Below are 14,274 nucleotides of genomic sequence, written 5' to 3' on the forward strand. Positions count from 1 at the left end.
AGGTGTCGTCATCATCCTGACCGACCGAGTTGCGCGAGATGAGGCGCCACCGCCTGCAGCCCTTGAACGAGCCCGAAGGTCGGCGAGAAGCCAAACCTATCGGCTGCCAGTTGCGAGGGGCACCGCCCCGCCGCGACCATCAATTCGTAAAGATGGGCGTCGGGCCGCATCTCGCCGCCGCGCTTCAGGCGACGTTTGGCGGCGCGCACCAGCGCCTCGAAACGCGCACGCCCGATCAGGCGGCGGCCGAGGGCCGAGATGCGGGCGGCGGCGGAGGGCGCGTGGTCGGGCTCCGGCTCTGCGCCATGCGGGACGGCCGGTTTCAGGCTCTCGGCCGGGGCGAAACGGATCTCTCCACGGCCGAGGGACTTGCTGTAGCCCTCCAGCAGAGCGGACCAGGGGAAGGGTTCGGGCCCGTTGATGATGAAGCGCTCGCGCCCGAGGTCGGGCAGGACGGCGGCGCGGAGGCAGGCCTGCACCACATCGTCGACATAGACACCCTGGCACAGGCCCTCCGGTTCCGGCAGCACCACGGCACCCGCAATCAGCGCTTCGGCAAAACCGTCGGTCCAGAGGCTCGACCCCGGTCCCCAGACGATGGTCGGCTGCAGGATCGCGACCGGCAGGGGCGACCCCATCAGCCGCCGCTCCATCGCTACCTTCGCCTGCCGGTAGGGGCTGCCGCCCGGCCGGTCCATCGGGGATGATTCCGTCAGGGTGCCAGCGGGCCAGTCGTCATAGACGACGATGGAACTGGTATGGACGATCCGCGCCCGACCCTCTGCCTCGGCGGCGGCAATCAATGTTTCAAGCGCGGCGACATTTGCAGCACCGGTATCGCGGAAGTCATAGGCGAGGTTGAAGATCACCTCCTGCCCCGCAACCGCCGCGCGCGCCGCAGCCGGATCGCCCATCGCGCCGGTCAGGCAGCGCACAGGCTGCCCCCGGAACGGCGCGGCCGAATGCCGGGTACGGCCAAGCGCCGTCACCTCCGCCCCCGCCGCGACCAGCGCCGCGACCAGCGGCCGACCGATGAAGCCCGATGCTCCGGTCACCAGCACCTTCCGGCTCTTCAGCGCGCTTTCGAACCCTGCCATCTTCCCCATCCTTTCCGCTTTCCCCGACCCTAGCCGCGAGTGTTTCCGAACGGAACACCGAAGCGTCCCGGGGCTGGCCCGAATCCCGTGCCCATGCTAGCCGCGCGACAAAGCGATTGTTTCGCGATCATTGATGATGTCCGCTGCGAAAGCTGGCGGATCGGAAAGGGCAGGATGCGGATCGGGATCATCGGGGCGGCGGGCAAGATCGGCCGGATGCGGGTGGCGACGGTGCGGGCCAATCCCGCATGCGATCTTGTAGCGGTGATGGACCTTGACGCCGACAAGGCCCGCGCGCTGGCCGGTGGCGCGGTGGTTCATACCGAGCTTGGCCGCTTCCTCGACGAGAAGATGGATGCCGTCATCATCTCGACCCCCGCCCATGTGCGCGAGCCCCTCTGCCTTGCCGCCTTCGAGCGCGGCCTGCATGTCCTGTCCGAAAAGCCGCTGCACCACACGGTCGAAGGCAGCCGCCGGATCGTCGCGGCGGCCAAGCGCGCGGGCCGGGTGCTGGGGGCGGGCTTCAACATGCGCTATTACCCGGCCTTCGCCCATGTGAAGGACGTGATGGAGAGCGGCCGCATCGGCGAGATCGACCATATCCGCATCTATGGCGGGCACGAGGGCCTGCCGAAATTCGCCTATGACTGGGAATACAAGGCCGAGGTTTCGGGCGGCGGGGCCTTGTGGGATGTGGGCATCCACATGACCGACATGGCGCGTCACCTGATGGGCGAGATCACCGAGGTCTATGGCGTGGCGACCGAAAAGGTCTGGAAGGTGCCGGGGTCGGAGGACAATGCCATGGCGATCTTCAAGTCGCCCTCGGGTCTTGCCGCGACTTATCAGGCGACCTGGACCGACTGGAAAGGCTATCGCAGCGCGGTCGAGGTCTATGGCAGCCACGGCATGGTGATGGGCGCCTATGCACCGATGGAAACGCTGACGATCACCATGGACAAGCCCGGCGGCGCGGTTCGGCGGGAGCGGAACCGTTTCTGGGGCGTGAAGCTGACCGAGAAACTCAGAAGCTGGAAGGTGACGGCAGAGGCCTCGTTCGCGGCGGAACTCGCGGATTTCCTGCGACTGACACGGGGCGAAAGCGGCTTGCGCATCGCCGACGGACATGCCGCGCTGCGCGCGGTCGAGATTGCCGCCGCCGTGCCGGAAAGCACGCGAACCGGTTTGCCCGTCAGGCTGGAAGACCTCGGCCCGATGCGGGTCTGACGCGGCCGAACCTTTGGATGGGCGGGTGCCCGTGCTATGACGATGATGTTTGAGGGAATGAATTGAGCGAAGGTCTTGAGGTGAAAGAAGGTCCGCTTCTGTCGATCGTCGTCACCATCGTCGACGGCGGCCCCTATCTGCGGGAGTTTCTGAAAGCCACGCAGCGTTTCACAACGCCGCCGCGTCTGGAACTGATCGTTCCCTATGACGCGACCGCGGCGGATGTGGCGAGCTATGCGGCGGAATTTCCGCATGTGACCTTCCTCGACCTGGGCACCATCACGCCCATCTACCCGATCACCACCGAAGCCGGGCAGCATGAGCTTTTCGACCGCCGCCGCGCGGCGGGGCTTGCGGCGGCGACCGGCGACATCATCGCCATTCTGGAAGACCGCGGTCATCCCGCGCCCGATTGGGCGGCAACGGTCGTGCGCCTGCATCGCGAGACGGGCCGCAACGTCATCGGCGGTGCAATCGACTGCAAGGAACCGACGAGCCTTCTGAACTGGGCCTTCTGGGTCACCGATTTCGGCCGCTATGGTCGCCCGTTCGAGACAGGGCCAGCAACCTGGGTGTCGGACGTCAATGTCACCTATTCCCGCAAGGCGCTGGAGGCGACGCGGCATCTCTGGCGCGAGCGGTTTCATGAACCGGTGGTGAACTGGCACCTGATCTCGCTTGGCGAGGAACTGCTTTTGTCGAACGAACTGGTGGTAGAACATGTCCGACCGCCCGCGACGCTCGCCCGACTTCTGCCGGAACGGTTCCATTGGGGTCGGCTCTTTGGCTGGATTAGGGCCAAGCATTTCACGCCGCGCCAGCGGTTCTTCTATATCGCGCTTTCGCCGCTCATTCCGGTCAGCCTCTGGCTGCGACATGGGCTGACGCAGGCGCGAAAGGGCCGGGGCGGGCGCTATCTACTGGCACTCCCATACGTGATCATCCTCACCATCGCCTGGACCGTGGGCGAGGTCTGGGGCTATGTGACGCGGCGGCCATGAGCGAAGCCGAGGCCTTCGACGTCATCGTCATCGGCTCCGGCGCCGCCGGGGGCTGGGTGGCAAAGGAATGCGCCGAGCGCGGGCTTTCGACGCTGGTCCTGGAAGCCGGGCGAAAGCTTGATCCGGCGAAGGATTTCCCGCCGCAGGCGCACGAGGAAGGCTCGCGCGTTTCGGTCCTGACCCGGGTCATGTCGATCCTGAAGGGCCAGGCGGTGCAGGCGCGCTGCATGTCCTTCACGCCGCAGACGTCCCACCTTTTCATCAACGACCGGCAGAACCCCTATTCGACCGGGCCGGGCGCGCGCTTCAACTGGTACCGGGCGCGGCAGGTCGGCGGGCGGCTGCATCTGTGGGGGCGGAATGCGCTGCGCATTTCCGACCTCGACCTGCATATGGCGGAGCGCGACGGGTTCGGCGATGGCTGGCCGGTCAGCTATGGCGACCTCGATCCCTGGTATGGCCGTGTCGAGAAATTTCTGGGTGTGACGGGCGAGGCGGCAGGGATCGATAACCTGCCCGACGGGCACTACAGCCACCCCCACCCGTTGACGCAGGCTGAACGGCGGCTGATCGCCGAGATGGCGGAGAAATGGCCCGACCGGCCCGCCACGACCTGCCGGATCATCCATCACATGACGGGGCGCGAGGTGCCGACGCTGAAGGCCGCGCTGGCGACGGGAAGCGCGGAGCTCAGACCCGATGCCATTGCGGCGCGGGTCGAGACCGATCCGGCGACCGGTCTCGCGACCGGCGTCACCTACATCGACGCGCGGACGAAGGCGCGGGTAACGGTCAAGGCGCGGGCGGTTGCTGTCTGCGCCTCGACCATCGAAAGCGTGCGGCTGTTGCAGATGTCCTCGGGCGGGCGTCATGGGGCGGGGCTGGGCAATTCGTCGGGCAATCTCGGGCGCTATCTGTCCGACCATCTGATGGTCTTCCGCGCCGGAACCTTGCCCGAGGTCGAGGGGATGGGCGCGGGCCACGATCCTTACGATTTCGGCCAGCAATCGGGGATCTATATCCCCTCGTTCCGCAACCGCGCCGGGCCGGAAGGGCTGCCCTTCCTGCGCGGCTATTCGCTTCTGGGCTCGGTCGGGCGCCTGTCGCCCGGCTGGTTCTTCATGGCGATCGGCGAGGTCTTGCCGCGGGCCGAGAACCGGGTGGAGCTTGACCGGGGGAAAACCGATGCCTGGGGCCTGCCGGTCGCGAGAGTGACGCTGACCCATTCCGACAATGAACGCGCGATGATCGCCGACATGCAGGCGGTGCTGAAGGATCTTTCAGAGACTTTCGGTCTGCCCGACGATCTCTTGGGGCGCGAAAGCCTGATCTCGAAGCTGGTCTACAAGATCGCGGGGCCCTTGGTCTACACGCCCGAGGGGGCGCTGATTCCCGGCTCGTCGATCCATGAAACCGGCGGGGCCTCTATGGGCAACGATCCGCGCCGCCATGTCACCGATGCGCGAAACCGCCTGCATGATTGCCCGAATGTCTGGGTGACCGACAGCGCGTCCTTCCCGACCAATCCGTTCCACAATCCCGGCCTGACGATCATGGCCCTTTCGGCGCGGGCGGGCGCCGACATCGCCAACAGCTTGCGAGATTGACATGAAACATCCCTGGCGCCTGCTCCTCGTTGCCTTCGGCCTCGTCGCGGCGCTTCTTTATGGCCTCGCGCTTTCAGCGCTTTCCGATCTCGACCGGATCGTCGCGGCGGGCGAGGCAGAGGCATCGGCAGACGATCCCCTGCCAGGCTGGAAAAGCTGGCCCCTGTTCCTCGTCTCGCAGCTTCTGCCCCTGCGCCAGCCGGGGGCAGAGACGGTGGCGCCGGGCGAGGTGGTCCGCGATTGCCCGGACTGCCCGGAACTGGTGACGATCCCCGCCGGCTACTATCTGATCGGCTCGCCGCTGATCGAGTACGGGCGGCACCAGCATTTCTTCGGCCGCTATCCGGTCAGGGCGCAGATCAGGTTCCTGAACCGCGAGGGTCCGCGCAGGCTTGTCCATATCCGCCAGGCTTTTGCGATGTCGAAATATGAGGTGACGTTCGCGGACTGGGAAAGGGCGCAGGGCGATCCGGACTGGGAAAGGATCACCGGGCGCCCGGCGCGGATGATCGCCTTTGGCGAGACCGACTATCTGGCCCGGCCCGTCACCCAGATCGATCAGAACGATGCCCATGCCTACGCCGCCTGGCTGTCGGCGAAGACCGGCCAGACCTACCGCCTGCCGTCTGAGGCCGAATGGGAATATGCCGCGCGGGCGGGCACGGCGACGGCCTATTACTGGGGCGATGCGATGGAGCCGGGCCGCGCCGCCTGTTTCGGCTGCGGCGGCAATTGGGATCAATGGCGAGTTGGCCCCGTCGGACTTCAGCCGCCGAACGACTTTGGCCTTTACGACATGGCGGGCAATGGCTGGGAATGGACCGAGGATTGTTTCACCCCGTCTCACCCGGCATCGATCACCGACGGGTCGGCCTACAAGGGCGGGGATTGCGAGCTTGCGGTCTTCAAGGGCGGGTCGACCTTCAGCCCCGGCTGGCAGGTGCGGTCGGCGATGCGGGTGGGCCCGCATCCCTATAACAACGGCGAAGGCTCGACCATCCGGCTCTTGCGGGAGATGCCGTGAGCGCGGAGCGAGAGGGCTGCCTGCCCTCTCGCGCTCTCCCGGAGGTATTTGAACCAAGGTGAAGGGCAAGGCCGGTTCGGGCCTGCCGGTCAGGCGCGGCCGAATTCATCCTCGATCCGCTCGATATCATCCTCTTCCAGATAGGCGCCGGTCTGGACCTCGATGATCTCGACCGGGATCTTGCCGGGATTGGCCAGACGGTGGATGGCGCCGATCGGGATATAGGCGCTTTCGTTCTCGTGCAGGACGCGGACCGTGCCGTCGACCGTCACCTCGGCGGTGCCGCGCACCACGACCCAATGTTCGGAGCGGTGGTGGTGGCGCTGGAGCGACAGTTTTGCACCCGGACGAACCTGAATGCGCTTTACCCGGAACCGGTCGCCAAGGTCGGTCGTCTGGTACCAGCCCCAGGGGCGGTGGGTGCGGATATGTTCGCTTGCCGCCGGGTTGCCCGCGGCTTTCAGAGCCTCGACCAGGCCTTTCACCTCCTGCGCGGCGTCGCGATGGGCAACGAGCACGGCATCGGGCGTCTCGACGATGGTCAGGTCCGCGACGCCGAGCGCGCAGACCGTGCGGCTTTCGGCGCGGATGAGGGTGTTCTTCGTGTTCTTCGCCACCACATCGCCGCGCAGCGCATTGCCATTGCCGTCGCGAGCCGCGCTCTTCCACAGCGCGTTCCAGTCGCCCACATCCGACCAGCTGAAGGCGGCGGGCACCACGAAAGCTTCGCGGGTCTTTTCCATGAAGGCATGGTCGAAAGAAATCTGGCGCACGTCCGAGAAAGCGGCGCCCGGGATCAGCATGCCGAGATCGCGGCTCATGCGCCGCACCGCTTCCTCCATCAGCGAGACATCGCCGGGGTAGAGCTTCGCCAGGGCCTCTATCAGCCAGCCGGCGCGGAAGACGAAGAGGCCCGCGTTCCACAGGCAGCCTTCGGCAATGAGCCGCGCGGCCCCGGCCTCGTCGGGTTTCTCGACAAAACGCTCCACCGCGAAGAGGCCCGGCGCTGTTTCGGCGCCCGGACGGATATAGCCATAGCCGGTCGCGGGGTCGGTGGGGGTGACGCCGATCACCACAATCCCGCCCTGGCTGGCGCGCGCGGCGGCAGCGCGCACCGCGTCGCAAAAGGCGGCCTCGCCGCTGATCAGGTGATCGGACGGCATCACCGCGAGGATCGCATCGGGATCGTCGGAGGCGGCCAGTGTCGCGGCAAGAAGGACGGCGGCGAACGTGTCGCGCCGGGCAGGCTCCAGCACGAGCGTGGTCGCGGGCGCGACCGCCTCGATCTGGTCCTTCAGGATGAAGCGCACCGGATGGGCGCCGATCACCATCGCCGGGCCGAAGCCCTCGTCGCCGGTCACACGCATCAATGTCGCCTGCAGCATGGTCCGCTCGCCCGCGAGCGGCAGAAGCTGCTTTGCCATCCCTTCGCGCGAGACCGGCCAGAGCCGCGTCCCCGTGCCGCCCGAAAGGATCACCGGCCGGATCGTCGCTGTCATCACTCACTCCTAGGCTTCGGTCAGGCGATAGGACTGAAATCGGTCATTTCGAGGTTCCGGGCAAGGGCCGTGCCGATCGCGGAGCCATTTCACGCCGTTTCGTGGCGATTGTCATCGCCTGCGCCGATTGTATCGCAGCACGGCCTTTTCCGGCAGCGCGTGGACGGATAGCTTGGGCCAGGACCAACAGGACAGACCATGGCGCCCAAATTCGGAACGAGCGGCCTGCGCGGCCTTGTCAGCGACCTGACCGACGATCTGTGCGCGCGCTATGTACGGGCCTTCCTCGATGTCATGCCGCCGGGCGATCTGCTTTATGTCGGGCGCGACCTGCGCCCCTCTTCGCCGCGGATTGCCGCGGCGGTGGCGGGGGCGGCGGACGGGCGGCGGGTGGTCGACTGTGGCGCCCTGCCGACGCCCGCGCTGGCGCTTGCAGCAATGGCGGCGGGCGCGCCGGCGGTCATGGTGACGGGCAGCCATATCCCGGCCGACCGGAACGGGTTGAAGTTCTACCGACCGGAAGGCGAGATCACCAAGCAGGACGAGGAAGCGATCAGCGCGCGCGCCGGGGCGGCGAGCGGCACGATCCAGCCGACGGGGCGCGAGGCATTCGATGCGGCGGCGGCCTATGCGGCGCGGTATGTCGATTTCTTCGGGCCGCGTGCACTGTCGGGCCTGAAGATCGGGGTGTATGAGCATTCGACCGTCGCGCGCGACGGCCTCGCCTCTGTCCTTCCTGCACTCGGGGCCGAGGTCGTGCGCTTTGGCCGGTCCGACATCTTCATTCCGGTCGATACCGAGGCGGTCAGCCCCGACATGCGCGCCGCGCTTGGCGCTTGGGCGCGAGAATACGGCGTCGATGCGATCGTGTCGGCGGACGGCGACGCGGATCGCCCGCTTCTGACCGACGCTTCGGGCCGGGTGGTGCCGGGCGATGTGCTTGGTGCGCTGACCGCGATGGCGCTTGGCGCCGATCTGGTCGTGACCCCGGTCTCTTCCAACACATTGATCGAGCGGAGCGGCGCCTTTCGCTGCACGCTGCGCACCCGGATCGGCTCGCCCTATGTCGTGGCGGGGCTTGCCGAGGTCGCGGGCGAGGGCGGCCGCCCGGTGGGGTTCGAGGCGAACGGCGGCTTCCTTCTGGGCTTCACGGCGGAACGCGGCGGGCGGCGTCTGCCGCCGCTTCTGACCCGCGACGCCTTCCTGCCGATCCTCGCCGTCCTCGCGGTGGCCCGGGCCGAGGGCAACGGCGTGGCGGGGCTTCTCGCGCGCCTGCCACAGCGTCACACCGCCGCCGACCGGCTGGAGGAGGCGCCGACCGATCTGTCGAAGGCCCTGGTCGCGCGCCTCAGCGGTGACGAGGCCGCGCGTGCTGCTTTCTTCGACGGATATGGGCGAGAGGAGGGGCTCGATCTGACCGACGGTCTGCGGGTGACCTTCGAACGCGGCCTGATCCTGCACCTGCGCCCCTCCGGCAACGCGCCGGAACTGCGCGTCTATGCCGAAGCGGCAGACCCGGAAGAGGCGGAGCGCGCGATGCGGGATGTCCTTGCGCGGGCATGGCGCGCGCTCAAGGGTGATGGTCGGTCTTCCGTGCAAGCCTGTTGACGGTGACGAAGTTATCCCGGCGCGCTGTTGTGTGTGGGGTCTTCGGTTTGTTGGTGAACGCGACACCCGGATTTGTCAGATTTGCAGGATGTCTAACAAGGGATCGAATGCATAAAGTGCTGCGCGACGACCTGACGATGGTTCGAGCGTACGAAGAAACCCCGCCTCGGTCAGCCGCCGCGTGATACCACGAGCGGACGAGGCCGGAATTCCCGCGCGATCGACGAAACGATCATTGCGAAAGACCGGGTTGCCGAAGACATAGTCAAGTGCCTGATCGTGATATTGGGAATTGAGAACGGTCCGAAACCGTTCGCGCATCGCGCCATAGAGCGTCAGGATTTTGTCTGCAATGGCGATGTTGACCCTTGCCTGTTCGTGCAGGGCGGTCAGAAAGAACTCGGTCCATCCTGTCCAGTCGCCGTTCGCCGACACATTCCGCATACGCTCGACATATTCTTCCTTGTGTGTCTCGAAATATCCCGAAACGAAGAAGTGCGGTCGACTGAGGATGCCAAGCTTCCACAACATCAGCGTGATGAGCATGCGCCCGATCCGGCCATTACCGTCCTCGAAAGGGTGGAGGGCTTCGAACTCGACATGGGCCAATGCAGTGCGGATCAGTGGTCGGTGCCGGTCGTCGTTGATGTAGGTGACCAATGATTGCATGGCCTGGGGCAGGTGCACATGCGAAATGGGAACGAAGTGGATGACACGTCGGCGATCGTCCGCAACATAGTTCTGGTCGCGCTTGTATTGGCCGGGGTTCTTGCGCATGCCCCGTCCGAATGACAACAGCACGTGATGTATCGAGCGTATGAGATGCTCGTCGATCGACTGACCTGCTTCGATCGCCTGCTGGGCACGCATCATTGCCCGAGAGTAGAGGAAAGTTTCGATATCGTCACTGCGAGCCTCGCGATAGGGATCGAGAGTCTGCGCGTCCTCTTCTGCCTCAAGACGGTAGATTTCGTCGATCGTCGAGATCGTACCTTCCATCCGCGAAGAGACAACGGCGTCCTGGCGGCGTAGTGGCGCGAGAAGCAAGGCGCTGCTCACCATGCTTTCCATCTTGGCGTCATAGCGCGCCAGCGAGGCGGCGGCGTCTTCGATTGCCGGGATAAGACGCTGGTAGTCGAGAGTGACCGGAGGGAATGCGCCGGAATGGTAATGGACCGCTTGCGAGAAATCCGGCTCGTTGAGATTCATTTTCGGGCGTTTCCTGTCGTCAAACAAGCTTGCCGGCACAGTATTGACAGCAAGCAGGGTTGACAACAGATTTCGCGCATATCTTGTTGTCAATCCGGGTTGCTGTCATTCAAGCGCCAGCAAGTCATATTGACGGCAAAAATCGCCCTGATTTTGAAAGCAAAGTGGCCCCGGCGCTGCCGCCGGGGCCACTTTACATCAAGAATAAAGAAGCTCAGCCCTCGGCTGCCTCTTCCTTTTCCTTCTTCTCGGCCACGATCTCGGCGCCGGTTTCCTGGTCGACCATCTTCATGCCGAGCCGAACCTTGCCGCGATCGTCGAAGCCGAGAAGCTTCACTTTCACTTCCTGGCCTTCCTTCAGCAGTTCGTTCGGGTGGTTCAGGCGCTTGGAGGAAATCTGGGACACGTGCACCAGACCGTCGCGCTTGCCGAAGAAGTTCACGAAGGCACCGAAATCGACGAGCTTCACCACCTTGCCGGTGTAGATCTTGCCCTCTTCCGGTTCCGCCACGATCGAATAGATCATGTCATAGGCGCGCTTGATTGCATTCGCGTCGCTCGATGCGATCTTGATCACGCCGTCGTCGTTGATGTCGACCTTGGCACCCGAGGTTTCCACGATCTCGCGGATGACCTTGCCGCCCGAGCCGATCACTTCGCGGATCTTGTCGGTCGGGATCGACATCGTCTCGATCTTCGGCGCGTATTCGCTGAAGCCTTGCGGGGCACTGAGCGCCTTGGCCATTTCACCGAGGATGTGCAGACGGCCGTCCTTGGCCTGCGCCAGAGCCTGCTCCATGATCTCGGGCGTGATGCCCGCTACCTTAATGTCCATCTGCAGGGACGTGATGCCGTTCGTGGTGCCCGCGACCTTGAAGTCCATGTCGCCGAGGTGATCCTCGTCGCCGAGGATGTCGGTCAGGACCGCCCAGCGGCCGTCATCTTCGAGGATGAGGCCCATGGCCACGCCCGCGACCGGCGCCTTCAGCGGAACGCCCGCGTCCATCATGGAAAGCGATCCACCGCAGACAGACGCCATCGAGGAGGAGCCGTTCGATTCGGTGATCTCGGAGACGACGCGGATCGTGTAGGGGAAGTCGGTCGCGGCCGGCAGAACCGCCTGCAGCGCGCGCCAGGCAAGCTTGCCATGGCCGATCTCGCGGCGGCCGGGCGAACCGACGCGGCCAACCTCGCCGACCGAATAGGGCGGGAAGTTGTAGTGCAGGAGGAAGTTAGACCGCCAGTTGCCGTTCAGCGCGTCGATGATCTGCTCGTCTTCGCCGGTGCCGAGCGTGGTCACGACCAACCCTTGGGTCTCACCGCGGGTGAAGAGGGCCGAGCCATGGGTACGCGGCAGGATGCCGGTTTCGCAGACGATCGGGCGGACGGTTTTCGTGTCGCGGCCGTCGATGCGGGTGCCGTTGGTCACCACGTCGCCGCGCAGGATCGACGATTCCAGCTTCTTGATCGCCGAACCGAGGTTGGCATCGGCCTGATCTTCCTCGCCCAGCGCGGCCTTGATCGCCTCGACCGCCGCCGAGATGGCGTTGGTACGCTCCTGCTTGTCGCGGATCGCGAAGGCGGCGCGCATCTGCGCCTCGCCTGCCGCCTTCACCTTGCCGTAGATGGCCGAGATGTCGGGGGGCGAGAAGTCGAAGGGCTCTTTCGCGCAATCTTCGGCGAAGTCGACGATCAGGTCGATGACCGGCTGCATCTGGGCATGGCCGAACTTCACCGCGCCCAGCATTTCCGCCTCGGTCAGCTCGTAGGCTTCCGATTCCACCATCATCACGGCGTCCTTCGTGCCGGCGATGACAAGGTCCAGACGCTGGTCGGGATTGTTCCGAAGCTGGTTCATGTCGTCCATGGCCGGGTTCAGGACATATTCGCCGTTCGAGAAGCCGACGCGCGCCGCGCCGATCGGGCCCATGAAGGGGACGCCCGAAATGGTCAGCGCCGCCGAGGCCGCGATCATCGCCACGACGTCGGGGTCGTTCACGAGGTCACAGGAGAGCACGGTCGCCATGACCAGAACTTCATGCTTGAAGCCCTCGACAAAAAGCGGGCGGCAAGGTCGGTCGATCAGGCGGGAGACCAGCGTTTCCTTTTCAGAAGGACGCGCCTCGCGCTTGAAGAAGCCGCCGGGGATCTTGCCCGCGGCATAGTATTTTTCCTGGTAATGCACGGTCAGGGGGAAAAAGTCCTGGCCGGGCTTGGGGGATTTCGCGAAGGTCACGTTGGCCATGACCTGGGTTTCGCCGAGCGTCGCGACCACCGAGCCGTCTGCCTGGCGCGCAACTTTCCCGCTTTCCAGTGTGAGCGTCTCATTGCCCCACTGGATGGATTTCTTCGTCACATTGAACATCTATCGTTTCCTCAAGGAGGCATCCCGGCCCCTGCCGGTCCTCCGTTTGCATGGCGGCCCCATTGCCGCCGCCCCCTATCCTTTGCATGCGGCCGGGGGCGGGCCTCACGTCACAGATGGCGCGGGCCATACAGGAAAACGGGGGGGTTGGGAAGGAGGGATGACATTAGGGCATCTTGCGAATGCGCGACTTGAACCAGTCGACGATCGCGCCGAAGTCCATTTGCCCGGCGGCGACCGTGACCACGAGGTCGTCGAGGCGTTCGGTTTCGGCGACTTCGATATGATAGCCGCTGCGGCGCACCAGCAATTCGACCATAAGCAAGGCGGTCCGCTTGTTGCCGTCGACGAACCAATGATTGCCAACCATGCTTTCAAGAAGCGCGGCCGCTTTCGACGCAATGTTCCGGTGATAGCCGGAGTAAGGCCTTCCCAGCGCGGACTCGGTCAGATGCAGGCTGGTGATCCCCGGTCAGCCGCCATAGGTCAGGGCTTCGTCATGCGCTGAAATCGCGTCGGCCAAGGTGACGCGGTAATGCATCCTAGCGATCGGCCAATCGCTTCAGCGCATCATACCTGTCCCGGGATGCCGACTTGATCGCAGACTCGGATTCAGGTTTCGCGCGATAGGTGCCCGTTTCCGTTTTCACTTCGACAAAGCGGCCGGTCGTTTCATCGCGCTTGACCCAGCCACCTTTGACTGAATCGATGGACCGGCGCCCCCCGGGTTCCTTGACAACTCGCGCCTTGCTTGACCCAGCCATGATCTTCCCGATGCCCAATGCCATACATGTCACAAAGATGGCCTCGGATGTTTTGATTCACAAGCATTTAAGGACAGGTTACCGGCGCGAACCTTCCGGCAAACGGCATCATGCCGCCGCAGGGCAAGCCTATCGCTACATCACTCCCCCGGCTGGGCCCGCTTCATCCCCGGCTTCGGCGGCAGGCCGTAGGCCTTGCGGGCGGTCACGAGCCGCAAATCCTCCGGGTCCATGCCGATGGATAGGATGGTCTTGCGGTCGAAGCGGGCCTTGGCGGTTTCGGCGTCGTGGCCGGTGCCGAACAGCCGGTCGATCCAGCCCATGCCAAGGCTGACGTGGAAGGTCGCGTGATGGTCCTGATAGTGGTGGGCCAGGTGGTCGCGGGTGATCTTCTGGCCGATCCAGCCCTTGGGCACGTTCAGATGCGCTAGCGTGTGGCAATATTCGTAGAAGGCGAAGGCCGAGACCGAGCCCGCGAAGAGGCCGACGAAGGCGAAGGTGAAGGCGGGGCCGAGGCCGAGGAAGGGCCAGAGGGCAGCCGTGTGCAGCGCGACCGAGATCAGGCCGAAGCGGACCGGGTACCAATGGTCGTCGCCGGTGAAGAGTTCGGGGTCGGCGGGAAACTCGTGGTGGCCGATATGGCTGCGGTAAAGATGGTTGAAGATCCCCTGCTCCGTCGGGGGCTTCCTGTGCAGCAGGAACCGGTGCATCGCATACTCGACGAAGAATTGCAGGATGAACCCGTAAAGAACCGCGAGGATCAGCCAGGGCGTCCAGCCCCACACCGCCAGCGCGATGGCCGCGAGCCAGAAGGGAAAGAGCCGCTGCAGGCTGCCCATGTGCAAAAGAACGCGCAAGGTCGGGATCATCGGC

Annotated in this window: 11 protein-coding genes; 5 read left to right on the forward strand and 6 right to left on the reverse strand. The window is 65.0% G+C overall.

The window, feature by feature from the left end; translation table 11 throughout:
* Positions 1-11: 11 nt before the first annotated feature.
* Complete coding sequence (locus P0645_RS07620) at positions 12-1,097, reverse strand: NAD-dependent epimerase/dehydratase family protein (RefSeq protein WP_284163981.1); 1,086 nt, start codon at positions 1,095-1,097, stop codon at positions 12-14.
* Positions 1,098-1,271: 174 nt separating this feature from the next.
* On the opposite strand from P0645_RS07620, the gene P0645_RS07625 reads away from it, so the two are divergent.
* From P0645_RS07625 to P0645_RS07640, 4 genes are all read left to right on the forward strand, one after another.
* On the forward strand, positions 1,272-2,324 hold the full coding sequence (locus P0645_RS07625) for a Gfo/Idh/MocA family protein (protein ID WP_284163982.1): 1,053 nt from the start codon (positions 1,272-1,274) through the stop codon (positions 2,322-2,324).
* Between the two features lie 62 nt (positions 2,325-2,386).
* Positions 2,387-3,325: a glycosyltransferase gene (locus tag P0645_RS07630; RefSeq protein WP_284163983.1), complete on the forward strand. Its 939-nt coding sequence runs from the start codon at positions 2,387-2,389 to the stop codon at positions 3,323-3,325.
* Complete coding sequence (locus P0645_RS07635) at positions 3,322-4,932, forward strand: GMC oxidoreductase (RefSeq protein WP_284163984.1); 1,611 nt, start codon at positions 3,322-3,324, stop codon at positions 4,930-4,932. Before P0645_RS07630 ends, P0645_RS07635 begins: the two co-directional genes overlap by 4 nt.
* Position 4,933: 1 nt before the next feature.
* The gene (locus tag P0645_RS07640; protein ID WP_284163985.1) at positions 4,934-5,956 is read left to right on the forward strand and encodes a formylglycine-generating enzyme family protein; all 1,023 of its coding nucleotides are present in this window, start codon (positions 4,934-4,936) and stop codon (positions 5,954-5,956) included.
* Between the two features lie 89 nt (positions 5,957-6,045).
* Here the strand turns inward: P0645_RS07640 and P0645_RS07645 are convergent, their stop codons facing one another.
* Positions 6,046-7,455 carry a mannose-1-phosphate guanylyltransferase/mannose-6-phosphate isomerase gene (locus P0645_RS07645; protein WP_284163986.1) on the reverse strand — a complete coding sequence of 470 codons (1,410 nt, stop codon included), beginning with the start codon at positions 7,453-7,455 and terminating at the stop codon, positions 6,046-6,048.
* Positions 7,456-7,653: 198 nt separating this feature from the next.
* Between P0645_RS07645 and P0645_RS07650 the strand changes: the two genes are divergently transcribed.
* On the forward strand, positions 7,654-9,063 hold the full coding sequence (locus tag P0645_RS07650; RefSeq protein ID WP_284163987.1) for a phosphohexomutase domain-containing protein: 1,410 nt from the start codon (positions 7,654-7,656) through the stop codon (positions 9,061-9,063).
* A gap of 75 nt (positions 9,064-9,138) precedes the next feature.
* Here P0645_RS07650 and P0645_RS07655 read toward each other — a convergent pair whose 3' ends face one another.
* The 4 genes from P0645_RS07655 to P0645_RS07670 form a co-directional block, all read right to left on the reverse strand.
* Complete coding sequence (locus P0645_RS07655; RefSeq protein ID WP_284163988.1) at positions 9,139-10,272, reverse strand: Fic family protein; 1,134 nt, start codon at positions 10,270-10,272, stop codon at positions 9,139-9,141.
* Positions 10,273-10,486: 214 nt separating this feature from the next.
* The gene (gene pnp / locus P0645_RS07660; protein WP_284163989.1) at positions 10,487-12,637 is read right to left on the reverse strand and encodes a polyribonucleotide nucleotidyltransferase; all 2,151 of its coding nucleotides are present in this window, start codon (positions 12,635-12,637) and stop codon (positions 10,487-10,489) included.
* A 166-nt stretch (positions 12,638-12,803) separates the two neighbouring features.
* Positions 12,804-13,103: a type II toxin-antitoxin system death-on-curing family toxin gene (locus P0645_RS07665; RefSeq protein WP_349775073.1), complete on the reverse strand. Its 300-nt coding sequence runs from the start codon at positions 13,101-13,103 to the stop codon at positions 12,804-12,806.
* Positions 13,104-13,541: 438 nt separating this feature from the next.
* Complete coding sequence (locus tag P0645_RS07670; protein WP_284163990.1) at positions 13,542-14,270, reverse strand: sterol desaturase family protein; 729 nt, start codon at positions 14,268-14,270, stop codon at positions 13,542-13,544.
* Positions 14,271-14,274: the final 4 nt, after the last annotated feature.

The organism is Frigidibacter sp. SD6-1, assembly GCF_030143255.1.
Lineage (GTDB): Bacteria > Pseudomonadota > Alphaproteobacteria > Rhodobacterales > Rhodobacteraceae > TMP-24.